Source organism: bacterium SCSIO 12741 (assembly GCA_024398055.1).
Taxonomy (GTDB): Bacteria; Bacteroidota; Bacteroidia; order Flavobacteriales_G; family Salibacteraceae; genus SCSIO-12741.
The window spans coordinates 4,289,022-4,313,680 of the sequence record CP073749.1; the positions used below are offsets into that span (position 1 = coordinate 4,289,022).

18 protein-coding genes are annotated in these 24,659 nt (G+C 43.6%); 8 read left to right on the plus strand and 10 right to left on the minus strand.

Features of this window, described 5'->3' with window-relative positions:
* Positions 1-258: 258 nt before the first annotated feature.
* On the minus strand, positions 259-3,327 hold the full coding sequence (locus tag KFE98_18285) for a DNA polymerase III subunit alpha (protein ID UTW61938.1): 3,069 nt from the start codon (positions 3,325-3,327) through the stop codon (positions 259-261).
* 70 nt (positions 3,328-3,397) lie between these two features.
* On the opposite strand from KFE98_18285, the gene KFE98_18290 reads away from it, so the two are divergent.
* Entirely contained in the window at positions 3,398-4,165 is a 768-nt protein-coding gene (locus KFE98_18290; protein ID UTW61939.1) for a LexA family transcriptional regulator, read from the plus strand.
* A gap of 117 nt (positions 4,166-4,282) precedes the next feature.
* Here KFE98_18290 and KFE98_18295 read toward each other — a convergent pair whose 3' ends face one another.
* The 8 genes from KFE98_18295 to KFE98_18330 all read right to left on the minus strand — a co-directional run bounded on the left by KFE98_18295 (position 4,283) and on the right by KFE98_18330 (position 14,090).
* Complete coding sequence (locus tag KFE98_18295; GenBank protein UTW61940.1) at positions 4,283-5,038, minus strand: DUF1223 domain-containing protein; 756 nt, start codon at positions 5,036-5,038, stop codon at positions 4,283-4,285.
* Between the two features lie 111 nt (positions 5,039-5,149).
* On the minus strand, positions 5,150-6,532 hold the full coding sequence (locus tag KFE98_18300) for a spondin domain-containing protein (protein UTW61941.1): 1,383 nt from the start codon (positions 6,530-6,532) through the stop codon (positions 5,150-5,152).
* Between the two features lie 98 nt (positions 6,533-6,630).
* Entirely contained in the window at positions 6,631-8,094 is a 1,464-nt protein-coding gene (locus tag KFE98_18305; protein UTW61942.1) for a HAMP domain-containing protein, read from the minus strand.
* Positions 8,091-8,819: a response regulator transcription factor gene (locus KFE98_18310; GenBank protein ID UTW64742.1), complete on the minus strand. Its 729-nt coding sequence runs from the start codon at positions 8,817-8,819 to the stop codon at positions 8,091-8,093. Before KFE98_18310 ends, KFE98_18305 begins: the two co-directional genes overlap by 4 nt.
* Before the next feature lie 188 nt (positions 8,820-9,007).
* Positions 9,008-9,394: a hypothetical protein gene (locus tag KFE98_18315; GenBank protein UTW61943.1), complete on the minus strand. Its 387-nt coding sequence runs from the start codon at positions 9,392-9,394 to the stop codon at positions 9,008-9,010.
* A gap of 9 nt (positions 9,395-9,403) precedes the next feature.
* Entirely contained in the window at positions 9,404-9,982 is a 579-nt protein-coding gene (locus tag KFE98_18320; protein UTW61944.1) for a sigma-70 family RNA polymerase sigma factor, read from the minus strand.
* 87 nt (positions 9,983-10,069) lie between these two features.
* Entirely contained in the window at positions 10,070-10,816 is a 747-nt protein-coding gene (locus tag KFE98_18325; protein ID UTW61945.1) for a response regulator transcription factor, read from the minus strand.
* A gap of 304 nt (positions 10,817-11,120) precedes the next feature.
* Positions 11,121-14,090, minus strand: a complete 2,970-nt coding sequence (locus KFE98_18330) for a histidine kinase (protein UTW61946.1) — start codon at positions 14,088-14,090, stop codon at positions 11,121-11,123.
* Positions 14,091-14,206: 116 nt separating this feature from the next.
* Between KFE98_18330 and KFE98_18335 the strand changes: the two genes are divergently transcribed.
* From KFE98_18335 to KFE98_18365, 7 genes are all read left to right on the plus strand, one after another.
* Positions 14,207-15,004 carry a hypothetical protein gene (locus tag KFE98_18335; protein UTW61947.1) on the plus strand — a complete coding sequence of 266 codons (798 nt, stop codon included), beginning with the start codon at positions 14,207-14,209 and terminating at the stop codon, positions 15,002-15,004.
* 87 nt (positions 15,005-15,091) lie between these two features.
* Entirely contained in the window at positions 15,092-15,751 is a 660-nt protein-coding gene (locus KFE98_18340; protein UTW61948.1) for a response regulator transcription factor, read from the plus strand.
* Positions 15,752-15,918: 167 nt separating this feature from the next.
* Positions 15,919-17,163, plus strand: a complete 1,245-nt coding sequence (locus KFE98_18345; GenBank protein ID UTW61949.1) for a T9SS type A sorting domain-containing protein — start codon at positions 15,919-15,921, stop codon at positions 17,161-17,163.
* 31 nt (positions 17,164-17,194) lie between these two features.
* Positions 17,195-18,097, plus strand: a complete 903-nt coding sequence (locus tag KFE98_18350; protein ID UTW64743.1) for a CbiX/SirB N-terminal domain-containing protein — start codon at positions 17,195-17,197, stop codon at positions 18,095-18,097.
* Positions 18,098-19,483 carry an FMN-binding protein gene (locus tag KFE98_18355; protein ID UTW61950.1) on the plus strand — a complete coding sequence of 462 codons (1,386 nt, stop codon included), beginning with the start codon at positions 18,098-18,100 and terminating at the stop codon, positions 19,481-19,483. It begins immediately after the preceding gene.
* Complete coding sequence (locus KFE98_18360; GenBank protein ID UTW61951.1) at positions 19,480-21,720, plus strand: TonB-dependent receptor; 2,241 nt, start codon at positions 19,480-19,482, stop codon at positions 21,718-21,720. Before KFE98_18355 ends, KFE98_18360 begins: the two co-directional genes overlap by 4 nt.
* Positions 21,717-22,685 carry an HmuY family protein gene (locus KFE98_18365; GenBank protein UTW61952.1) on the plus strand — a complete coding sequence of 323 codons (969 nt, stop codon included), beginning with the start codon at positions 21,717-21,719 and terminating at the stop codon, positions 22,683-22,685. The genes KFE98_18360 and KFE98_18365 overlap by 4 nt, the downstream gene beginning before the upstream one ends.
* 148 nt (positions 22,686-22,833) lie before the next feature.
* Here KFE98_18365 and KFE98_18370 read toward each other — a convergent pair whose 3' ends face one another.
* On the minus strand, positions 22,834-24,525 hold the full coding sequence (locus KFE98_18370; GenBank protein ID UTW61953.1) for a hypothetical protein: 1,692 nt from the start codon (positions 24,523-24,525) through the stop codon (positions 22,834-22,836).
* Positions 24,526-24,659 lie beyond the last annotated feature (134 nt).

Below are 24,659 nucleotides of genomic sequence, written 5' to 3' on the forward strand. Positions count from 1 at the left end.
GGGTCCATTTTGCCTCAAAAAGAGTATTTGCGGGGTTTGCCAAAACCGACTAAGAGAGAAAAGAGGCAAACCTGGGGGCATCTTAAGGGTGATATAGATTTGGATCTATACCAGGTAAAAGGTAGGTTGACGCAATGATACGCCCCAAAAAGCGAGAATCGTGGGGAAACTCCTTGTACGTGTACCAGTTCCGCACAAGGTTAATACGAAGCATTCTCAGCTTTACCGCAAATACATCAGTTTTTCATGGTGGTCTTTTTATCCTGTTTGTTTCATTCCATTTTCCTGTTCAGCGTAGCGTGGATCTTCAATGATGGCCAGTTTTTCCAAGCGCGTTACATCGATGGACAGGCAGTCAAATTCCTCGGTCACCTTACCGGTAATGGCATACACTCCTCTTCCATGAAAAGGATATTGGGCTGCAATAGCCGGAAAATGAACCGTGTCAATAAAATCTCCCCGAACATCGAGGAAGTTTCCAAAGTGCATCTGTTCGCCTTTGGAGGTCGTGGTGTTTTTACTCGTAATCAGGTAACCTGTTACCGTTACCGTTTTTCCGATGTGTTGGGCCAGTTCACGAGCTTGTAGCGTTGAAGGCAAGTCTTCTTGGAGCAACCGGAAAGGATTGCATAATGGAAAACCAATGTATTCCATCTCATCAAAGGCATCCTCTAGCTCTGAACCAGATAACGGAGGAGTTTGAAAAGATATTTTCTCTACCCGGAAAAGATCAACAACTTGTTCTTCCAAAACAACCTTTCGGATCTTCATGTGAGCCTCCCAAAGCAGTTCCCGTTTATTTCGCCCGGTGAATCGAAACGCATTGATTTTGATTAGGATAGCCAATTGCTCAAGCCCTATAGGTATCCGGTCGATAAAGTCATCAAGGCTTTGGTAAGCCCCATTTTTAGTTCTTTCATGCACAATCAAGTGCCCCATGCGGCTTTCGAGGGATTTGAGCAGAATAAAACCCAGGTAGATATCCGTTCCTTCGATGTGGCTTTCATAACGCCCCCGATTAACACAGGGTGCATGAATGGTTGCCCCATGCATTCGAGCCTCGTGTACATAGAGTTCGGTTCGGTAAAAACCGCCAAAATTGTTAATGGTAGCCACCATATACTCCAAGGGGTAGTAAGCCTTTAAAAACAAGCTCTGATAGCTTTCTACGGCATAAGAGGCAGAATGCCCTTTAGCAAAAGCATATCCCGCAAAGCTTTCAATTTGTCTCCAGATCTCTTTTACTTCCTCATACTGCTTTCCCCCATCCCTGCAATTGTCAAAAAACTTTTGCTTAACGGATTGAAACTCCTCCCTCGACCGAAACTTGCCCGACATTCCCCGACGCAGCATATCAGCCTCGCCGAGCGTAAGCCCTCCGTAATAGTGAGCCACCTTAATCACATCTTCCTGATAGACCATCACGCCATAGGTTTCAGGCATAATGTTGGTCAACACCTTATTGGCATCAGCTCTTCTTTCAGGATACCGATAGCGTAAAATGTATTCACGCATCATGCCCGAACGAGCCACTCCAGGACGAATAACAGAGCTGGCTGCTACCAAGCCCAGATAGTTGTCTACCTGAAGCTTTTTCATGAGCATTCTCATGGCCGGAGATTCCACATAAAAGCAACCTATGGCCTTGGCCTCCCGCAGCAGTTCACGAATCCGCTCATCGGTTTTAAATCGTTTTATATCATGAATGTCAATCAACTCTCTTTCAGGATAGTTACCCGCAACCACTTCTACTGCATCTTTAATCTTACCAAGCCCCCGCTGACTCAGGATATCAAACTTGTACAAGCCGATATCTTCTGCCACAATCATATCAAACTGGGTGGTTGGAAATCCTTTGGGTGGCATAAAAGTGGCGGTGTACGCATGGATGGGTTCTTCTGAAATAACAATCCCCCCGGCATGAATGCCCAGGTAATTGGGAAAGTTGTTGATGTACTTGGCATACACCAATACCAACCGGGAAAGTTGATCCAGGTTTTGAGGTAAAAATTTGTTCCGGGTCAACGCATCCATTTCCTGCTTAGGCAAACCGAATACCTTACCAATCTCCCGTACAGCAGCCCGGTATTGAAAGGTGTTGTAAACGGTGATTAAAGCCGTATGGGGAAAGGTTTTGAAGATAAATTCAATGATATCGTCGCGATCGGCCCAGGAGAAATCAATGTCAAAATCGGGTGGATTTTTTCGATAGAGGTTAATAAAGCGTTCGAAATACAAATCCAGTTCAACCGGATCTACATCAGTAATGCGTAGTAGGTAGGCTACAATACTGTTGGCCCCACTACCCCGCCCTACGTAGAAATAGCCTTTACTCCGGGCATATTTCAAAATCTTCCAATTGATCAGAAAGTAGGAAACAAAACCTTTTTCCCGAATGATTTCCAGTTCCTTCTCAATTCGCTTTTCGATTTTGGCATTGGTTTTTACATAGCGGTAGTTCAAGCCATCTTCACACAGCTTCTTCATCAACCTGAAATCCAGGTCTTCGTTGTTGGTGTAGGTTCTCTGATTACGTGGTTGATCGCTATCAAAGTCGAGATTAACCTGGCAGGAGTCGAGCAGTCTTTCGGTGTTAGCGATCAACTCGGGATGCTCGGCAAAGCATTGCCTCAACTCCTCCTCAGGTATCATTTGGTGGTCGGGACTCCCCTGCTCTTCAGCAGGCAGTTTGCTTAAGAGCTGATTGTTGTCGATAGCCCGCAAAATGCGGTGAGCATTGTAGTCTTTTTTGTTTCGGAAAGAAACCGTTTGCAATACGACCAGTTTATCGCGGTGCTTGTCCCAGGAAGTAAAACGCAATCGTTTTAAATCTTCCCGGCTAACGCCTACGTATTCATGATCGTTCAGATCCTCCGCCTGGATAGAGCGTTTTTGGACGGCATGCATCGGGTAAATAACAAAGGTGTCATCCAGTGCTGGGGCAGTTTCAGGAAAGTCGATTGACTGGTTTCCCGATCCCTCCGATGCGGTTTCGGACACGTCTGTCCGATTGGCATCATGAGTACGGGAGGTTGGTTGGGCTTCGTGTAAATGGTTGGATAAATAACGGTTGATTTGGAAAAAGCCATCGTTGTTGCGGGCCAGCAAAATAAATTGCTGCTGTGCCCCATTCCTAAAATCTACTCCCAACACCGGATTGACCTCGTATTTAGAAGAAAGTCGCATAAAATCCATGCTGGCTGATGTGTTGTTTATGTCGGTTAAGGCCATGGATCGTACCCCGCAAAGCTTTGCCATCTGTAGCAATTCCTCGGTTTTTATCGTCCCGTAACGTAGGCTATAATAGCTATGTGAATTGAGGTACATGATTCAACTTTTTTCTTCTCGACAAACATAACTACAATATGTAGTTTTCTTTGCTTACATTTGTAGTATTATGAATAAAGTTGCCAAGAACATCCGCTTTCTAAGAATTCAAAAGGGGCTCACTCAAGAACAGTTTGCCTTAGAGCTTGACATAACCCGTTCTCGGGTAGGATCTTACGAAGAAGGTCGATCAGCGCCTTCTATAGATATGCTCATTATTCTGTCACGCTATTTCAACCTACCGATTGACGTGATCGTCAAAAATGACCTGACGTTGTCCAACAACAAATCCTTTATTGAGCTGGGCAATCACCGGGTGCTATTCCCTATATCAGTAGATATGAATGAGGAGGACCTTATTGAGGTGATTCCCATCAAAGCCTCTGCCGGTTACCTTAATGGTTATGCCGATCCGGAATACATCGAACAGTTGGAAAAAATCAAACTCCCCTTTGTGCCTACAGGTAAGCACAGGGCCTTCCCTATTAAAGGAGATTCTATGCTCCCTCTAAAAGAAGGTTCTTATGTAGTGGGCAAGTATCTGGAAGGCGTACACGAAATCAAAAACGGAAAAACCTACATCCTACTCACCAAGTACGATGGCATGGTTTATAAAAGAGTGTACAATAACCTGGAAGAAAAAGGAACCCTTACCCTGGTTTCTGACAACAAGGCCTACGATCCCTATGATGTAAAAGGAGAAGAAATACTCGAAATCTGGGAATTTACCTGTAGCATACAAACCCAGGAGTACTCTGAAGAGGAGCTAAAGATTGAAAGTATTTTAAGAATGTTCCGCGAATTGCAGGTGGAGTTAAAATCTATTCGGCGATGGTAAGCGGTTTTGAATCTTCAATTTCCAATCCTCAATCTTGAATCTCCAAAACGCATTTGATAACTATCGGATTTAAGATTGACGATTTAAGATTGAAGTTAAAAATTCAAGAATAAAGTCTCAAACCTCCGCAGCCCCGCGAATTTCTAGGCTTACTGGGTGCTGTAAATAGGCTATTACACCATAATCATCCATAGACTGGTAATTTGAAAAAGGAAAAGATACTCGCCCTTCTCCACTGCGATCAGGCAATAGTGTGGTGAATTCGCGAACGATATTGTTTCCTAGCAAGGTACGCCCCCTATTCTCCCCAGCTTTTACTTGCTGGGTATGTTGTTTTAGAACCAAGGCTACATGAAGCTCCCATCCGGCAAAATCTCCTTCGAGCTTGTAAGCTACCGAGAGTTTCCCATCTTCCTTTTGTAGATCATCCAAAAAGACTTTGTTGGTAACCGGTGTTTTTAATGCCTGTTTAAGTTCTGACCAAGGTCCCGGTTGTGAACCTACCAATTGGTATTCTCCGTTGATCACCAGCTGAGGAGTATAAATACGGCCACCAAATTTCGGGCGATACATTCGTTGCCGGTTCGAAAACTCAACCTTACTAAAAGGGTCTTTCCAGCCCAAACGATCCCAGTAATCCACATGAAAGGATAAAGCTACAACCTCAAGCAAACCTGCATTTGCCTGAGAAATTACACGATTCAATTGCTCATCCGCCGGAGGGCAACTGGAGCACCCTTGTGAGGTAAAAAGCTCCAGTACCGCTGTTTGTTTTTCCACCTGCCTGTTGCGATTCTCCAGGAATTGCTCGTCATAGGGAAACAAAACTTCGAGTTGTTCCTGATTTGAAGATGGAGTTGGGAAAATAAACATCAGTGTTACTATTAGCCCTGTGAGACGGATCATTATTATTTTTTCATGGGTTTTACCGGAATCCGGCTGGAAAGAACCTTTAAGGGGCACCACTCCCTCAACCAAATATTTTTACTGTACAGTAATGGTTACTTTCAACACATCAGCTGAAGCTGGATAACTAAATCCATCGCCTACAGATGTGATTAACTGTACGTTATTATGCTCATCTGTACCAGTTTCAGGACCGCCAATAGCCGGCTGATCTGGACCAGAACCTGGGTATTGATTCACTTCTGAACCTGCATCCCAAAGCAACAGACTGCTACTGATATCTCCACTAATCGGGCTATTACCATCCCAAAGAGCGATACCACCATCTGCTGGAGCAGAAAAAGCATCGTTAGAGAAAACAAACATGGTCGCCAATGACAGGTACTGTCCTTTGGTAGCGGTGAAAGTGAATTCATATTTTCCGCCTGTTCCAATACCTCCCGGATCGGTAGCTCCTACTGGGGTATTGAATACACCATAAGAAGTAACGCCGCTGATACCAGCCAAAGCTTGTTCTAATGTAGCTGGATTACCGTCTTCAGCCAAGGCTTCCAAACCATTGTCAGGATGATGAGCTCCGTCAGTAAACAACGGCTTTACGCCTGCATTATGCACGGCAAATACGCCTGGGGCAAACGGGCTTGCTATTCCACTGCGACCTTCTAAATCAGAAGCCAAGGTAGAATGACTCCCATCCTCAGCAAGGCCTTCTAATCCTTTACCCGGATCTGCTTGGCCTAAGGTATAAATAGGATTGCTGGACTGGTGCACTACCCAAACTCCGGGAGCAATTGGGGTGCTGCTACCTGTTAAGTTTTCGATGGTACATTTCATCATACCATTTCCTTCATCACTCAAAATCACGTTGATGTAGGTATTTACTGCTCCGTAGGTAAAGCCATCATTCACCATAGAGATTTCGCGAACGGTTCCGTTTTCAGCCGCACCCGTATTTGGTCCTGACTGACGTGGAGCCTGATCTGCCCCGGTTCCCGGCATCTGGTTTACTTCGGTACCTGCATCAATCAGCAACACTTGTGACGTTACATCACCTGTAACGGGTGTGGATCCGTTGAACAATTCAATGCCATCTCCAGAAGCTCCAAAAAACAAGTCATTGGATTGTACATACATGGTCGCAAAAGACAATTTGGCTCCTGGTGCAGCGGGAAATGTAAAAGAATAAGAATTGCCTGGCATAGCAGGACCTGGTGCAGAGGCGCCATCAGGAGTAGCGAAGGACCCACTGGCCATAAAATCACGGGCAGGAGAAACGTTCTCAAGAGTTACCTTGAAGGTAGCTTTTTCTGCTGCTGGCGTAGAGTACATACAGCTGCCATCATCTTTTTTAGCATCAGCGTCGTAATTCGTTGCTGCGGAATCGGTGCAACCTTCTTTTTTACATGAAGTTAAGGCGAGTGCCATCCCAACCATAGGAATGAGCCAGTATTTTGCTTTCATAAGGATTAACTTTTGTGTTTATGAAGCAAACCTCCTGGAAAAGTATCACGAGAATATCACAAAAAAATAGGCAAATGATCACCCGGGCAGGAAAAGTGTCACGCAGTTGGCAAAACGAAGGTAAAAACGGTCCCCTCATTTTCTTTACTACTCACCGATAAGGTGGCCTCGTGCAAATCGAGAATCCGCTTAACAATGGCCAAGCCCAGTCCTGCTCCACCCTTTTTGGGTTTGGTTCCCTGGCGATAGCGGTTAAAAATAAAGGGCAACTCTCCTTCTGGAATCCCCAAACCTGTATCGGCTACGTTGACTTGAAGGCCTTTCTCCGTGCTTTGAATTTCGATGGCGATAACCCCATTTTCCGGTGTATACTTCAAAGCATTGTCCACCAAATTTTGCAACACCCGGTCGATTAAAGCCAGGTCGGCATGAATGTCGGGAAGATCGTGTGGTATATTGGAATCCAGCCTTACCCCTTGCGACTTGGCCATCAAACCATATTTAGCTACAATATCGGCAACCAATTCTGCCAGCGAAAAACGTTCGAATTGGGGCTCAATCTGATTGGTTTCCAGCTTAGAAAGTTCAAACAAATCCTGCACCAACTTATTCACCCGATTGGTACTTTTTAAAATGATTTCGATGTACTTCTCCCGATCGGCTTCGGGTAGATCTTTGGACTTTAGAACCAGGGTTTCGGCATACCCCTGAATAGCTGCCAATGGGGTTCGTAAATCGTGAGAAACGTTAGCAATAAGCTCTCTGCGCAATTCTTCCACGGATTGAATTTCCCGAATGTACCGGACAATACTATCCGCCATTTCATTGATATCATCAGCCAATTGAGTCAATTCTCCACGAGATTGAAGTTTTACCCTCGCCTGGTGATTGCCTTGCTGAAACTGGCGTACCATTTTCACAATTTTCTGAAGGTTTTGAGTCAACAATCGAATTAAAAGAATCCCCAAAATACCAGAAACCAAAAAAGTGAGTAAAATCCACTGCCAACCCAAACGCAGGTAATAACTCCCCTGAATTCGATCGGCGATGGAAGCATATTCTTCGCTGGCCAGCACCACATAAATATACCCTTGTAAAGTTTCCCCTTCCCATACCGGTGCAGCTGAAAAAGCCTTAATCTCACCAGGATTCCGAGGATCATCGCCCTGGAGAAAATCAGCACCGGCAGATTCAATGTAGGCTTTAACAGGCTTTAGGTTAATGGACTCCAATTTAACCTTACTGGCCGGAGCATAATAACTCAGTATTTTTCCTTCTGTATCAACCAAGTAAACTTCTGTACTCGGGTTGTAGACCATCACGTTGTGAAAGGTTTTGTCCAACTCCTCCTTGTTGACTTCACCCTGGACAAAAGGCTGATTAAAACGAGCGATGTGATCGGCCAGCGTAGTATTGAGCTTGTAGGTAGCTTCCTGGTAATACATGTCTGCCGTAGTGATAGACACATAAAGGAAAATGCCCGCCATAACGGACAAAATCAACATAAAAAGCAGAGATAAACGCCAATACAGGCTGCCAGAGAAACGCTGTAGAAAACTCATGAAACCTCGGATAATTTGTCATTAAAGCGATAACCAATACCCCAGGTAGTTAAAATGTAGTTGGGATTCGATGGATCTTCTTCTACCTTGGCTCTCAATCGATTGATATGCGAATTGACGGTGTGCTCGTAGCCTGAAAATTGGTAACCCCAAACCAGATTTAGGAGTTGTTCGCGTGAATAACTTCTACCTGGATTGGTAGCTAACATCACCAATAAATCAAATTCCTTGGGAGTGAGTTCCAGTTCCTTTTCGCGCAACTTAACCCGGTGTTTCTCCCGATCGACTACCAAATCATGGATACGAATGACAGCATCGGTTGAGGCTTCGTGACTTTTTCCCTGAAGACTGGAGCGCCTCATCACCGCTTTTACCCGAGCCACAAATTCCCGAATGCTAAAGGGTTTCACGATGTAATCATCGGCCCCTATTTCAAGACCCAAAACTTTATCAATCTCTTCAGAACGTGCAGTGAGCATGATTACAGGAGTCTCTACCTTTTCCATTCGAAGTTGACGGCAAATGTCCAAGCCATCGGCATCTGGCAGCATAAGATCCAGAATGATCAGGTCAAAGGGTTCCTGATTTTGATGTTGGATTAAAGCACGCTGCATTCCCTCCTGCCCCAAGTGATGGATTTCACTTTCAAATTGAAGATCCTTTAGGTGGATGTCCACTAAATGAGCCAATTCCACATCATCTTCTATAATCAATACCCGTCCCATATCTTTCGCTAACAACGTTATGATAATTGTATCACGAAACTATCACAGCCCTCAATCTTCCCTAGTCTGATGGCCGACAGGAGCACAAAAAAAGGAGCCAAGAATAATTCCTGACTCCTTCCAAAAATGCCCCAACAACAAGGCACGGTTTCTCCTGTTCCGACAGTTAAGGAAGCAGGATTCCTTTTTTAAGTAGACTCGCTGGGCGAAGTAGTGGGCTTATTCTCGTCCTGATTTGGCTCGAATCCCGACCAGTTATATCCACAGCGATTTTTGAACTTTTCCCGAAATTTTTCTTTCTCTTCCGGTGTCATTTGCTCATAGCGGTGCTTCATTTTCTTCATCCATTGGCCACGTTTGTGTTTCCAATGACCTCCTTTGCCATGAAATCCGCCGAATAAAATCTTGCTCAACACGAGCAATCCCATCGCCTGCCAGAAGCTTATCGCCGACCAGCCAATGATGGATGGGATCAACCAATTCCATAAGGTCATCACCACCCAAGTAAAGGCCAATACGGCCAGGGTAATGAGCACCAGGAATTTGACTCCATTTAAAAACCAATAGCGTTTCATTTCTTTCTTTTATGTATTCATAAATTCTTCATAAACATCACGGAGGCGAGATCGCAAGTACTGGATGGCATAACGCTTTCGGCTCAGCAGGGTATTAATGGAGATCCCTGTATTTTCTGAAATTTCCCGAAAGGTTATTCCTTCCAACTCGTGAAGCCGAAACACTTCTTGCTGCTCCGGTGGTAATTCGGATATGGCCCGATCCAACTCGTCCATAATCATCTGTCTCAACAACTGACTCTCCGGATCATCATCCCAAGCACCGAGAACATCATTTAAAAAGTACTCTTCGCTTTGATCATCGTTAGCGTTAACCTGACTAAAGGAAAGAGCCTTCTTTTTTCGAAATCCATCGGTAATGCGGTTTCGTGCTACTGTAAACAACCAGGCAGTTACTTGCTCGATAGGCTTCATCAATCGGTAGGCCTCCACCAATTGATAGAAAACATCCTGCAGAATGTCCTCTGCCTCGACCTGATCGGGAACACGCTTTCGAATGAAGTTGAGAAGTCTTCCCTCCTCCTTCTTAAACGTATCCCGGATTTTTTCGTCCTGATTCAACAGCGATATCTCGTTAACTGCCTCCATTGAAATTGGAGACGAATGAGGAAGATAGAATATTTTAGGAAGACCTCAGAAAATGATTCTGTTCATTCCCCCTCAATCAAGATACAATCAGACTTGGGTAATGAGAGATTCCAAGAGGCTAACAAATTGTCCCTTTAGATTTCGGGAAACCGGAAGCTTGTTGCCATCCGACATTTCAACAATTCCCCCATCGATCTTTTGGTATTTGGTAACCATCATAAGGTTTACCAGGTGCTTTCGATGAATGCGAAGAAAACCTTTCAGCTTTAGAGCATCTTCAATCAGAGCCAATCTTCGAGTCACCAAAACGGGTGGAGAATCACTAAGAAATACCTTGGAATAGGACCCATCGGCCTCAAACCTGACAATGTCTTCAATGGAAATGAACTGCTTGCCGTGCGCCAAGGGTAACGATATCTTTGATTTTAAACCGGTACTTAGCAATTGAAGGTATTGCGGGTCTGGTCTCCTCTTTTGATCTATTTTTTCTTGTGCTCTTACTAAAGCGGACTTTAACTCTTCCAAATCAATGGGCTTGAGCAAATAATCTAAGGCCCGACTTCTAAAAGCACGAAAAGCATACTTATCATGTCCAGTTGTAAAAATAAGTTGAGCATCAATTTTGGGTAATTGATTGAGCATATCAAAACTCAGTCGACCACCGGGAAACTCAACATCAATTAAAATAACATCAGGTTCTTCTTTCAGAATTAGGTCAGCCCCAGAATCCAGGTCCTGGGTTTTTACAATTTCAAAATTCTCAGAAATACTCCTGCACTGAAGCTCCAAAGATTCAAGGCTATGAGCTTCGTCTTCAATCAACAATAAACGCATCCAATAAATTGTAAAACCCCTCTTTGGTCATAGAGGAATTCTCTCTCAGATGCTAAGATATTACAATACTACTCACCAACAAAAAAACCGGAGACCTGGCTGGTACCAGTCTCCGGCTCCCTGTACCATGGATGGCCTTGAATCATCCATTGGATGGGTCGTTTAAGTTTGCAGTGGTTGTGGTTGGTGAAACCCTATTTCCATGACACAAAGATGAGCAGGTAGTGGAACATTTCAGCGGGCTACTTCAAGAGTGACCCTAAAAATGACATAAAGTGTAAGATTTAGTTCAGGAAGGTGAAATTCAGACCCCCAGGATAAATGACACCACTGTGCCCGAATGGTCTTTAGGGCTTTGTGGTACTACCTCTATCTCCGAATGACAGCCAAGCTCCTCATTATGCAACCTGATCCTATCCAGGGTAATGGAAAACCCGTGATCCGATTTGGAGCTATTTCTGAGATGCTCCTGCAGGGCTTCAAAATTGGATTCGGCTAATCCAAGGTTTTTATAGATCCCTATGCCGTTGTCCTCCACGGTAATTCTAACTCCTTGATCATCGTTCTCGGCCCGAACAGAAACCTGAAGGGTTGAGCCATTCTGAGATCGTCCGTGAATAATGGCATTTTCTAAAATGGGTTGAATGAGAAGCGGCGGTATTTGAACCCGTTTTTGGTCCAATTGAGGATCGAGGTAAAAGCTTACTTCTACCCCTTTAATGAGGCGCATTTCCTCAAGATTGGCGTATAGTTTCAAAGATTCCCATTCTTCTTCAAAGGCTATTCGATGACGGGAGGTGTTGTTAAAATTGAACCGCATCAATTTGGCAAATCCAGATAGGTATTCGGAAGAGGAAGCAGCGTCGTTCTTGGTCATCATGTGCTGAATGGAGTTTAACACATTAAAGATGAAATGCGGGTTCATCTTCATTCTCAAGATTCGATAATGTTGATCGCGAATCAATTCTTTGACCGCCAGTTGCTTTTTGATTCGTCTTAGCCGCCAGTTGAATAGTCCATAGATCAGCAAGGCCAAAGCCATGACGACCAATAAATAGAACCACCAGGTCATCCAGAATGGGGGTAATACGGTAAATTGGAAGCTTTTGATTTCAGATTCTAAATCACCATCCTGGATAAAGGCATAAACCTGAACCTCATAATCTCCCGGTGGAAGGTTTGCCAACTGTAAAAACCTAATATCGGTGGTTTCCCAAGAGTCATTGATTCCTTTGATTCGGTATTTATATAATACGTTTTTGTAATTCTTAAAGCTAATGGCACCAAATGCTATCCGTAATACGCCAAATTGATAACCTAACTCGGAGCGATTTGGAAGTTTTTCCGCATTTACTTCAGCACTATAGATATGAAAGGGAAGTTTTTGAGCCAATTTTTCTTTGGCCGAGTACTCCACTCTACCAAGACCGAAACTTGAAGCTATCCACAAGTAATCTTCATCGACCCAAAAGTCGTTCCAGCCCTGACCTGGCAGCCCATCTTCTTCGGTCCAATCAGCGATCAATTGAGGCTCCACCGGCTGGGTTACGTTGAGATGATAAAATCCTTTTTCTGAACTTACCCAAAGCGTAGAATCGCTTGAAACAAAAACACCGGAGCTACTGTTTCCGATACCCTGAACTTTGTCGAAGAGATCGAATACCTTTTCTCCATCCCACAAATACACGCCAAATCCCGAGGGAACAATAGCCCATAAACTGGAATTTATACGACTCACTTCCTTTATTCCCTTGCCAAAAACCGGGTCTACATGAGCAAGAGATTTGAGAACGGTATCCCCTTGGTCTATCTCTAAGAGGTAGAGCCCCGAAAAGGTTCCGACCAATACATCGTTGTTTTGAGCATGGGCAAATGAGGAAATATTAAGACCTTGAAAAAAGTGCATGAGCTTGAGCTTATAGGTCTCTTTGTTGATGCTATAAGCTTGGGTCCACATGACGGAATCAAATTCAATAAATGCCCTGAGGTAATTAAAAGTTTCAATGTCATCATAGAGCCCTACTCCATACTGCCCTGAGGCAATAACGTGGTCTCCTTTTGAATTAGAAAACCGCCCAATTTCTCCTTGAAAATGTTTTGAATTTCTTTCTGATTCAAACGATTGATTAGATCTCGGATTAAACTTGGATACCCATCCATCTGGATGGCCGAGATACAACTTATGATTGTGGTAAAAAACGCTCGATACCTTAGAATTAGGAAGGCCATTTTCATCGGTAAACAACACAGATTGCAAGGATGGTGCATAATAGACCCCATCATCTCGGGTACTAATCCAAATGCCCGATTCCGGACCAAAGAAAAGAGAGGTCACCACTTGATCTTCTAAAAACTGCTCCTTAAGGACCAGCGAATCTTTTCCAGATTCTGAGGTCATTAAATCCAAAGATCTCACCCCACTATTACTCTTAAAGGAGACCAAAATATTGGACGGTCCTCCTCGGTATATTCCTCCGATGTACATACCTGGAAAATCATGAACCGTCAATTCCTTACTTATCAAATTCTTGATAAGGATCTTATCTTCTATGGCCACTAAGAAATGATTATCAAGAAGTAAGACTGCTTGATTTTTGGACTCAACCACGCGACCCAAATGTAATTCCGGAAGAAAAACACCTTGATCTGGAATGGCCAACCCAAGCGTAGGTTTAATATGAGGGTTATTGTTTTTTAAGTTCATTAATTGCCCATAGATATACCTCCCCTGGCCAATATGCTTGAGCTGGCAACCATAGGTTCCCGAATTGAACACTGGATCTTTTCTCCATTCTCCACTAAGGGTTAGGCTGGCAAACAATATGGAATCCGGGTGATCATAAAATCCAAACCATAGGTTTTCATTGGAATCCACATCGAATGAAAATATATCCGTGTTTTTCAAAGAGTCCAAAAAACGCTGTTGATGTGGATAAGCGTAGAATTCGCCGTCCTGGTAATAGCTAATAAGGTTGTCGATCGACTTTAACCAAAGCTTTCCATCAGTCCCCTTTACAATATGAGTAACGAAGGTTCCTGTAACCTCAGGATCTGTAGGAAGTAATTCGAAGCCATAACCATAATTAATTGCAATGCCCTTATCTGTTCTTATCCAAAGTGCGCCTCTGTCGTCCAACAATGCTGAGCCTGACCACATAGAGGGAAACCCATTTTTGGTCGTATAATGAATAGCATTGAGCTTCTGGGCGGTAGCTAAAAAAGAAACACCAAGGAACACTAAGATGGGAAGGATGGATTTTCCTAAGATGGTCATTGACAAAATTGATGGTGCTCAAAATAAATAAATATTGAAGGAACCGAGAAAGCATTAGAACACCAAGTCGGGTTAAGCCACCATTGAATTACTTACTTTAGATAAAAATTGACACCATGCCTGAAGCTACAACTAAGTCTTTAAGCGAATACGAAGAAGGAGACGTATTTGAAGGAGAGGATATCACCCGACTCTATGCCTCGAGGAGCACCTATCTGATTTTTGAAGGAAATAAAAGTGGTGTAGTTACGGTAAAAGTGGCCGAAGAAAGCAAAAAGGAATTGAGGGAAAGGACCTCCCCTATTAGTCCTAAAATTGCGCTAATTACGGGTTACTTAACAGATCGAACCGAGAAGCGCAAATACGTCGATCAAATAGGATTGGCCTATTCCGAGGCTATCGAAGGAAATACAGATGGAGCTATAGAAATATGCGATCGGTTGATTGAACGCATTGAGTCCTACAAATCGAATACCGGGCGATTCTACTACCTCATGAGTTGTTTGTCCATTACTCTCATCATGATGGCCTTTACTTCGGTATTAAAGCTATTTGATTTTAGCCTTTCATTCGAACAGTATGTGCACATGACTACCTACGCCTCAATTGGAGGTTTTCTTTCTGTTGCCAGAGGATTACGCACCATCGAGATTAATGCCCATGATTTTGGTTGGTTTCAATTTTTCTACGGCGGCCTGCGAATGCTCATATCTATGTTTTCTGGTTTGATCATGTACATTTTGATTAAATCCGAGTTGATCTTGTCTAACCTTCAGTTGGATCAGAATGAATACGCACTATACCTGATTGCCATTGTTGCCGGATTTAGTGAAAGTTACGTTCCTAACCTCCTTTCCAAAGTGGAGAAGAATTCCTCAGGAAAACCCAAGGGTATAGGCGGTAATCAACCTTAGGTAGATTATACCTACATATAGGTATTGCTTGTTATCTGGAATGATTCTTTATTTGCTATTTAAAATCATTCTAAATAACAGGTTGTTTTGAAGGACCTCAAGATCGTACACGCCGAAGCCGAACCCCTTGCTCATTTTGGATTAAAAGCACTCCTTGGAGAAGGAGGAGGAATTCAATCGATCGAGCATTGCGAAAACAGCGACGAGCTCAAAACCTACCTTCAAAACAACGAAGCTGATCTGGTTATTCTGGATTACGATCAATCTGGATTTTTTTCACCTCAAGATTTGGCCTGGATCAAAAAAGAAAAATCCGGCACCCGGGTCCTCATTATTTCGTCAGACAATAATAACCCCTCCATAATCAGTATATTAGAACGAGGTGTAGATGGTTTTTTAACCCGGCAATGTGATCGTGATGAGATCATTAACGCCATATTTGCCATAGCCAAGGGCGAAAAGTTTTACTGCAACAAGATTGTTGACGTATTGATGGAACGGACCTTCGCTCCCCAAGAAAAAGACAACTGTGACCCCACCAGTTTATCCAATCGGGAAATTGAGATCACCCAACTTATAGCAGAGGGATTCACCACCCCACAAATCGCAGATAAACTTTGTTTGAGTCCCCACACGGTGAGTACCCATCGCAAAAACATCCTTAAAAAACTGGATATAAGTTCGGTGTCAGCCTTGATCAATTACGCTTATAAATCTGGCCTCGTTCGAGAAGAGCCCAACTCCTAGGTAAACCCCCACTACCCTTTTCTGGAAAACTAATACCTAATTCCGGGTAACTCCTACCTAATCGCAGGGAAGAAAAAATTACCATTCTAAGGCGATTGACGAGCCTTATTCCACCCCATACTTTTGCCTCAAATTAGAATGAGTCTAAATAAAGATAAAAGTAAATCATGAAAATTTCTATACCTCTATTTATTGCAACTCTGGTATTCGCATTAAGCACTACCCAGGGGGTTTCACAAATGCAAACTGTCGACCTTTCATTAGGTGCAGATTACGAAAAACAATCATTCTATAGTTTATCTATGGGAGAGCAAGCCAATGTTGACAACACAAATTGGGACATTGCTTTTGATCTTACTCCATTTGGCTCAGGTATCCGGATCAATGGTGGAACAGGTACCAAATTATATAGCTGGCCAAACGGTAAAATTGCAGATTGGGCAAGTGTTGATACGTTAGGACTAAGCACCTGGAAAAGCCTAAACAACTCCGATACTTCTTGGGGAATTGGCGCCTTCAACATGAACAGCAACGGTAGTTCTACTGACTTAGGCTGGGGTATTTACAATACCGTAACCCATGCTGTTGAGGGAGATTCCATTTACGTTATCGTTTTGGCGGACAAGAGCGTAAAAAAACTCGAAATCACCAAGCTAAAATCAGGGACTTACTCTTTCCGTCACGCCAATTTGGACGGAACCGGTGAAGTAATGAATACCGTAAAGAAATCGGACTACGCTGGCAAAAGATTGGCTTACTACTCCCTTAAAAATGATCAAGGTTTGGATCGCGAACCAGCGGATTGGGATTTGGTTTTCACAAAGTATGTAACTCAACTTGCACCTGGTGTTTATTACGGAGTGACCGGAGTATTGCTTAATAGCGACCGAACAGCCCAAAAGGCTTCTCCAGTAGGAGATCCTGAAACTTACAGCGACTACCAAAGCGGAACTTTCTTGACGGCCATGAATACCATTGGTTACAACTGGAAGAGATTTAACATGCAAACTTTTTCTTACGATTTGGCTGACTCTACCTGCTACTTTGTAAAGGATCAGAACCTGGATGTTTACCGATTGGTTTTCACCGCATTCGATGGAAGCTCTACTGGAGATATTTCTTTTAAACAAGAAAAGTTGACTAAGACTTCTACCTCTATCGCTGAGCAAAACAACAACGCTGGATTTAGCATCTATCCTAACCCAGCTAACGACGTAGTTAACGTAACCTTTGAAGGTGAAGGTCAATTGATGATTACAGACATGAGCGGTAAAACCTTGCAACAGCATCTATCTGATGACAACGGCTGGCAAGTGATCACTCTTGATATTGCAGAGTTGTCTCGAGGTGCCTACCTCATTCACTGGGTAAGTGAAAATCAGCGTATTACCCGTCAATTAATCGTTGAGTAATACAGCGAAAAAATACAGTAATGAATACAAGATTATTTCAAATCTTACTAATGGCTCTTCTTTCTTGGGGGCCATTTCTTGTGGCGGAAATAGTACACCCCAGGAAGAAGCTACGACTGATAAAAAGGTTGGGGTACTGTTAGTGAATCACGGTTCAGTATCCGAAAAATGGCGCAACATGCTTTTGGATGTTGAAGCAGAGGTTAAGGATAAAATTCTTGCAGATAAGAAAATCTCTGAAGTAAAGACGGCTTTTATGGAATACACCGAGCCATCTATCGCTACTCGGTTAAAGGAATTTGACGCAGAGAATTATGATGAGGTAATTCTGGTTCCTATTTTTCTTACAGTAAGCTCACATTACTCTCATGATATTCCCGTAATCGCCGGATTGAGTGCTGATCCAAAAATTAAGGAGCAACTGGGCAAGGAGAAAATTGAGGTTTACCGGGCAAAAGCCAAGGTGACCATCACTCCTCCGTTGGACTACTCTACCCTCCTGAAAAAGAACGTGGAGCGTCGCGTAAAAGCCTTGAGTCAGAATGCTGGAAATGAAGGCGTATTACTCGTAGCCTACGGCGATGCTCAATACAACCAGCAATGGGAAGAAATGGTGGACGATATCGGTCAATACCTTAAAGTGAAAACCGGTCATGAGAGTATTGCCTATTCTTGGTGTGGCCACTTGGTTAGGTACAGCACCGAGCCGACCAAAAAGGGCATTTCCAATTTGTTTGAATTGGAAGACAAGGTGATCGTTATTCCTATCCTGGTAGCTAACGATCCTTATTTCCAAAATGACATTATTCAAAAAGCGGTGGATGAGTCCGAAAACTCGGGTAACGTATTGTATACCCAAGATGCGATTCTGCCCGATGCCAATTTGAATCAATGGGTCATTGATATTACTCAAAAAACCTTGCAACAGCTTTAGATGAATCTAATCTCTGCTTTTCTAAAGCAAAAATGGAAGTGGCTTGCTACCCTTATGGTGGCGAGCTTCTTCCTTTATTTTTGGTTGGAAGGTCCCCTGGTGATCCAAGCTCCGGAGCTTAGTTTGATGGAAGAGCTTACCCCCTATTCCATTCCCAAAATGGTGATTGACGAAGAGGAGGAACAGGATCATCATGGAATCATTGAAATTGCAGAGACAGAGGGCGAAGGACACGGTTTAATTCTGGATAAGGAAGAAGAAAAGGAATCTTTTGGTATCCTAATCTCTTCTCGTGGAAATAGCGATTTACCACCAGAATTGGGCGAACAATTGCTTCGCAATGCGCAAAAATTGCTGGACGGTGACTTTCGACTCAAACTTGAAATGACCGCCGACCTGTTCTACGTTACCGGAGACGGAAGCGAAAAACTAATCTACCTCGAAAGCAGTGACATTATCCACGGTATTACAGGTTATGCTGGCCCTATAAATATGGGCATGTGGGTTACCCAGGATGGACGAATCAAATCGATTCACCATGTAAGCTCCAAAGAAACGAGCAGCTATCTGGAGAAAATAAGAAGAGCCGGCTACTACGACCAATACCAAAAGATTGATCTGGAAGATGAACATGAAGTGGATGCGATCTCCGGGGCCACCCTAACCTCCGAAGCGATGGCCGAAACCATTACCGCGCTCGTCCACCACTCTACCGAAAAACCATTAACCAACTTTACTGGAATAGATGGTTTGAACCCCTTCTTGGTGGAAGCCAATCTTAACGGATGGTGGATTTTACATCTTCTATTCATTTCCTTGTTCTTTATCTACGGCTATCAAAAAAAGTGGAAGAAAAGAAAGCGACACATGACCATCTTAAGTCTGCTCTCGGTAGCATACATCGGCTTTTTCCTTAATCAATCATTTACTTACGTATCCTTCATCCATCCTTTTTTAGGCACTTCCCTATCCTCTTTTGTTGGACTGTACTCACTCCTCGTATTGTTGAGTGTTGTTTGGGGTAAAAACACCTACTGTAAATACGTCTGCCCATTTGGTAATGCGCAGAGATTGATGGTCAAGTTTGCCCCTAAAAAAACCAGCAAAAAGTTCTTTTTGTCCAACACTACTATTAAACGCATACGGGGAATAATAACCATCGGACTCATTGTCGGTATTTTCCTGGGCATGCGTGGTTGGGGTAATTACGAATTGTTCCCGGATTTCTTTGGATTAGAGTTCCTTTCGATTTGGATGTTGGTAACAGCCTTAATTCTATTGGTTTCTGTAAGATATCCCATGCTATGGTGCCGCATGCTCTGCCCTACCGGATCTGTGCTCGACTTGATTTCAGATGCAGTTGAACTTAAACCCATTCATCGATGAGAATCCAGTTATTGCTATCTACGCTTGCCCTCTTATTTGTGGGGGTAGTTCATGGTCAAAAGGTCATTTCCGTTAAACACCATGGTCATTCTTTGCCAGGAGCGCAGGTCATTGTCAAGGATTCATCGGGTACTTTTTTACAAACGGGCTTAACGGATTCTTTGGGACAATTTACCATTCAAAAAGAGCACCTATCTACACCATCCAATGAGATAGAAGTAAGATACCTGGGCTACGAATCGCAGCATTCAAAAATCAATAAGTCCAAAACCTTTTCTCTAAAGCCTGATCCCTTGGTGCTTAATCAGGTAGTGGTAACAGGGCAGTACAATGCTTCAAGTCCGGATAAGGCGGTACAGCAAATCCGGGTGATTAACAGGGAAAAAATTGAATCTCAGGGAGCGGTAAACCTGGCCGACCTATTGAGTCAGGAAAGCAACATTCGAATTAGTCAGGACCAGGTTTTGGGTTCGAGTACCTCTCTTCAAGGAATATCCGGAGAGAATGTCAAAATCCTTATTGACGGTGTCCCCATGATTGGTCGCTTAAATGGAAACATAGATCTGAGCCAGATTAACCTAAACCAAATCGAACGGGTGGAAATTGTTGAAGGGCCCCTATCGGTTCAATACGGTTCAAATGCCTTGGCCGGAACCATCAACCTAATCACTAAATCCGGCCAAAAGGAATGGGTCGATGTGGGTGTAAATACTTACTACGAAACCGTTGGCAAATACAACATTGACGGAAATGTAGGCCTTCGATGGAAGTCTCAGAGTTTGAATTTGAGCGGAGGTCGCAATTACTTCGATGGATGGAATGAAGGAGATGATTTTATTCAATTTCCAGAATCGCGTCCAGCCGACTCGAGCCGGTTTCAAAGTTGGAAGCCACGTGAGCAATATTTTGCCCGGGCCGAATATCTCTGGAAGGGCAAAAAGACATCGGTTAAACCCTACCTCGACTGGTTTGAAGAAACCATCACGAATAAAGGCTACCCCCGTGCTCCTTACGGAGAAACAGCTATTGATGATGAATACTACACCAAACGATTTAACCAAGGGTTTACCCTCGATCGAGATTTTGGCGCCCATCACCATTTACAAATCATTGCAGCCCATCAAGGTTACGACCGGATAAAGAACTCAAGAATTAAAGATTTAACCAACCTTCAAACGCAACTTACTGAAACACCAGGCTCTCAAGACACTTCGGGAATTGATCATTGGATGAGCCGTGGTAACTGGACCCGAAACAAAGATTCTGCGGTAATTAACTACGAATTGGGCTACGACATCCGCTACGAAACAGTGGAAGGAAGAAGATTGGAAAACGGTGCACAGGATTTAGGCGATTATGCCTTGTACGGATCATTTGAGTATCAAGCTATTGATGGACTAACTATTCGTCCTGGATTGAGGGTAGCTTATAACACTGCCTACGAAGCACCTGTAGTTCCTTCCTTCCATGCAAAGTACCATACCGGCCAATACACCCTTCGCGCATCTTATGCCAGAGGATTTCGTGCCCCTACGGCCAAAGAACTGTACTTTGAATTTGTAGATGTCAACCACAATATTATCGGTAATCCAGATCTACAGGCTGAACACTCGGATAATGTGCAACTGCAAATCAAGCGGAAGCAGTTCAACTCCAAACACCGCTTTTCGCTGGAGCTTAATGGGTTTTACAACAACATCAAAAATCGGATTGTACTGGCTCAGCGAGAAGGCACCCAAGAATACACCTACTTTAACCAAGATCGTTACCAAACCTGGGGAAGCCGATTAACAGCAAGTGCCGTATTCAAAGACCTTAAGGTTGAAGTTGTCGGCATGTTTACCGGTTTTACTTCATCCGTACCCGAAAAAACAAGTTGGCTTTATTCCCCGGAAATCCGGACACAGTTTACCTATGAACATCCTAAAAGTAAGGTTCGCCTTGCCCTATTCTACAAATACAACGGGCCTGTGCCTGGATTTGTAGAACGCGACGGTGAGGTGGTGGAAACCCAATTTGACGGCTACCATCTGGCTGATTTAACGCTAAGTCGGTACTTCTTGGAGAAAAGATTGCACTGGTCCATTGGCGCCAAAAACCTGTTTAACGTAACTCAGGTGAATTCAACCCGGGGAGGAAGTTCGGTACATAGCTCCAGCTCGGGTTCGCAAGCTGTTGGTTATGGTACCACTCTATTCACCACACTTAAGTTTCACCTAACCGTAGATAGAAAATGAAAAACATTGCATTAATCCTTGCCCCATTCCTCGTTCTCTTTCTCGTATCCTGTGAAAAAGACGAATTGCCTGTACCTGCTCATGACCCAGGTGATGTCAAGGATCAATCCATTGGAATCGGTAGTGATTACCTCAATCAGATCTATTTCTCCCTGGAAGGAGATGAAATTCCTAAATCCAACGCCAAAACGGATTGGGATCTGGCCTTTGAATGCGGTGATGACGGCTATCATATATTTCTAAACACGGCCAATGGAATGGCTCTTTACAAGACTTCTCTAAGTTCTTTGAGTGAAACTATTGATCCTGCAACAGCCGAGTGGACCTGGGACGTTACTTCGGGCAATACAGACAGTACCGCTTTTGGGGATTGGAACCAATCTTCCGCCATTTACCTAATCGATCGGGGATACGATGAACAAGGAGACGCTCGTGGAATGACTTTAGTAAAACCTGAAGAAGTAACTAAAGATGGCTACCAATTTAGCTTCCGACATTTGGATGCGACGGAAATTCACGGTCTAACCGTAAATAAATCAGTTATATCCAGCCGCGTACATGCTTCCCTATCTGGAATGGGCGGAACCATGGACCTCGAGCCTGAGGTAGATTCCTGGGAGTTGTTGTTTACCCAATACACCCATTTGTTTGATGGCCCTACCCCCTATCTGGTTACCGGAGTATTGATTAACATGAACACTACAGAGGTTGCCTTGGATACCACTCTCAAGTTTGAAGATATTTCCCGCGAAAACCTGGATTCCTATGTTTTCCATGGGGCTCAAAATAGAATTGGGTACGACTGGAAGGTCTATGACTACCAAGGTGGTGTCTACCATATCAGAACCGATGTAAGCTATCTGATTCGCAAAGAAAACGGCATTGTTTGGAAACTCCATTTCGTCGATTTCTACAACGAAAGCGGAGAACGCGGTTACCCACGGTTTGAGTACCAGGAATTATAGTAGCTACCTAGAAGCGCAGACGGTGAGTTGATTTCTCAATGCACAAAAAAATCCATCCATCGGAAAACCAATAACCGATGGATGGATTGCGAAACAATCGAATCAGACCCCTTCAAATAATGGTATGGGTATAATCTGGCGAACAGGTCTAATTCGCTTGCTTAGGATCAAATTTTCCCAGCCAAAAGACTTTGCCTTTGTTGGCTCCTTTTTTGTTGCCTTCAAATCCCAGAAAGATGACCTCGTTTCCGCCATTGACGGATAGTGTGGGATACTTGTTGTAGAGGTATACATTCTCACCTCCCAGGACATTAAACTTGGCGGTACCATTGTCATTAATCTTTCCAAAAAGTGCCTGGTACCTGGGTTCGTAGGTCGTCACCTTGTAGGTAGCCGTTGCCGTGGAGTAATAATCCGATGTATAGCTGTAAATCGTTTTTACAAATACGGATAACCACCAATAGTTGCCATCCACTCCTTCATAGGTAATGGCCTCTAAGGGATAACCTCTTACGGTAGCATTACTCCCCCATCCGCGTTGTGGGTTTTCAATCCCATAGGCATGTTTCAGAATGCCGTCTTTGCCAAAATGAAAAACGTACACTTCATCATAAACCACACCGGTTGTTTTGCTTAAAGGATCGATTTTCCAATCCTGAGCATGCACGAAGATTTCGCCGTTGTTCAAAATATCCAGCCCGTTGATAGCAACGGTTCTACCGTCATACACCTTGTCCTTTTTCTGCCCTTCGGGCTTGCGGGCCTTGGCTTTAAACTCATCGAAGGTTGGAGCAGTAATGAAGCTGAGTTTACCATCACGAAATGAGGCCATTTGAAATGCATCAAAACCCTTTTCCATGGCTTGAGGGCTTTGTCCCTTGTAAAAGGTCTTTTCTACTTTGTCGTTTTTTCCCGGCCCGTATAACACCACCTGGCCAGCCTTTTCATAAGCACCAACCACTTTCCAGGTATGCAACTTGGTGGTAAAGGAAATGTGTTCCTTAATCTTACCATCGGTACCTATGCGCACATACACATATTGATTAGGCACCTTAGCTATCTTTTTGTACCCACTGGCTTTAAAAGGTACCAGCACAGCAATCATATCGCTGATTTCTCCGGTTTCACCATCCACAAGATTTCCAATCCAAGTGGGATAATGAATGCTTTCCAGCACCAAATCATCTTGACTGACCACATCCAGGTTCTTATCCACCTTAATTACCCGGTAATGCATCATTTCTTTGCCCATTTCGGCAATTCTCTTTTCGGGCTTAAGTCCTACCAAGCCCATGGCTTCGCCGGTTTCGTTGAGATCGCGTCCCCCATAGAAGAACATTTTCTTGCCCTCGTCCGATTTGGGTTTTAGCTTTTCTCCCAACTTGGTTTTATAGGTATATCCTCCCGTTCCCCAGTTGTATTTTTTGATAATCTCTTTTTTCTGAAACTGGGCCGTACCGGTCAAAGTAGCGCTCACGGTTACCCCTTCGTATACCGTTTCGTCCTCCCCTTTGTAGCGAACCCATTTGTATTTCGTTTTTACCTTTTCCAATTCCTGAACCTCTTCCTCTTCAGAAACCAGATTGAGATCATAATCAAAGGTGTAGATGTAAAACCGTAGCGATTTCTTCTTTTCCTTGGTTACGAAATACATTTTAAACGTTTTGGAAGCGTCGTCATAAGAGACATTGCCCAGATAGCCTTTAGCGTCTTTGGTGACCTCAATTTTATTCTCTTTAGTCAGCATTTGCGCCTGAATCTGTTGTGTAGGTACCGTTAGAAGAATACCACCCAGAAAACAGCAGAGTAACATTTGTTTAATGATCCTAAAAATAGACATGTTGCCAGGTATTAATTAGACATAAATATTTGAAGTAAAACTATTTAGGACATACATGTGTATCAATACGTCAAATGACGCATTTCCAAAACAAGGGCCTTGATTTCCAGGTAAACAGGCCTTAACTTAGTGGT

Bases quoted from the DNA above. Each gene is read 5' to 3' on its own strand.
- KFE98_18285 (UTW61938.1), bottom strand. From the start codon at position 3,327: ATGTACCTCAATTCACATAGCTATTATAGCCTACGTTACGGGACGATA.
- KFE98_18290 (UTW61939.1), top strand. From the start codon at position 3,398: ATGAATAAAGTTGCCAAGAACATCCGCTTTCTAAGAATTCAAAAGGGG.
- KFE98_18295 (UTW61940.1), bottom strand. From the start codon at position 5,038: ATGTTTATTTTCCCAACTCCATCTTCAAATCAGGAACAACTCGAAGTT.
- KFE98_18300 (UTW61941.1), bottom strand. From the start codon at position 6,532: ATGAAAGCAAAATACTGGCTCATTCCTATGGTTGGGATGGCACTCGCC.
- KFE98_18305 (UTW61942.1), bottom strand. From the start codon at position 8,094: ATGAGTTTTCTACAGCGTTTCTCTGGCAGCCTGTATTGGCGTTTATCT.
- KFE98_18310 (UTW64742.1), bottom strand. From the start codon at position 8,819: ATGGGACGGGTATTGATTATAGAAGATGATGTGGAATTGGCTCATTTA.
- KFE98_18315 (UTW61943.1), bottom strand. From the start codon at position 9,394: ATGAAACGCTATTGGTTTTTAAATGGAGTCAAATTCCTGGTGCTCATT.
- KFE98_18320 (UTW61944.1), bottom strand. From the start codon at position 9,982: ATGGAGGCAGTTAACGAGATATCGCTGTTGAATCAGGACGAAAAAATC.
- KFE98_18325 (UTW61945.1), bottom strand. From the start codon at position 10,816: ATGCGTTTATTGTTGATTGAAGACGAAGCTCATAGCCTTGAATCTTTG.
- KFE98_18330 (UTW61946.1), bottom strand. From the start codon at position 14,090: ATGACCATCTTAGGAAAATCCATCCTTCCCATCTTAGTGTTCCTTGGT.
- KFE98_18335 (UTW61947.1), top strand. From the start codon at position 14,207: ATGCCTGAAGCTACAACTAAGTCTTTAAGCGAATACGAAGAAGGAGAC.
- KFE98_18345 (UTW61949.1), top strand. From the start codon at position 15,919: ATGAAAATTTCTATACCTCTATTTATTGCAACTCTGGTATTCGCATTA.
- KFE98_18355 (UTW61950.1), top strand. From the start codon at position 18,098: ATGAATCTAATCTCTGCTTTTCTAAAGCAAAAATGGAAGTGGCTTGCT.
- KFE98_18360 (UTW61951.1), top strand. From the start codon at position 19,480: ATGAGAATCCAGTTATTGCTATCTACGCTTGCCCTCTTATTTGTGGGG.
- KFE98_18365 (UTW61952.1), top strand. From the start codon at position 21,717: ATGAAAAACATTGCATTAATCCTTGCCCCATTCCTCGTTCTCTTTCTC.
- KFE98_18370 (UTW61953.1), bottom strand. From the start codon at position 24,525: ATGTCTATTTTTAGGATCATTAAACAAATGTTACTCTGCTGTTTTCTG.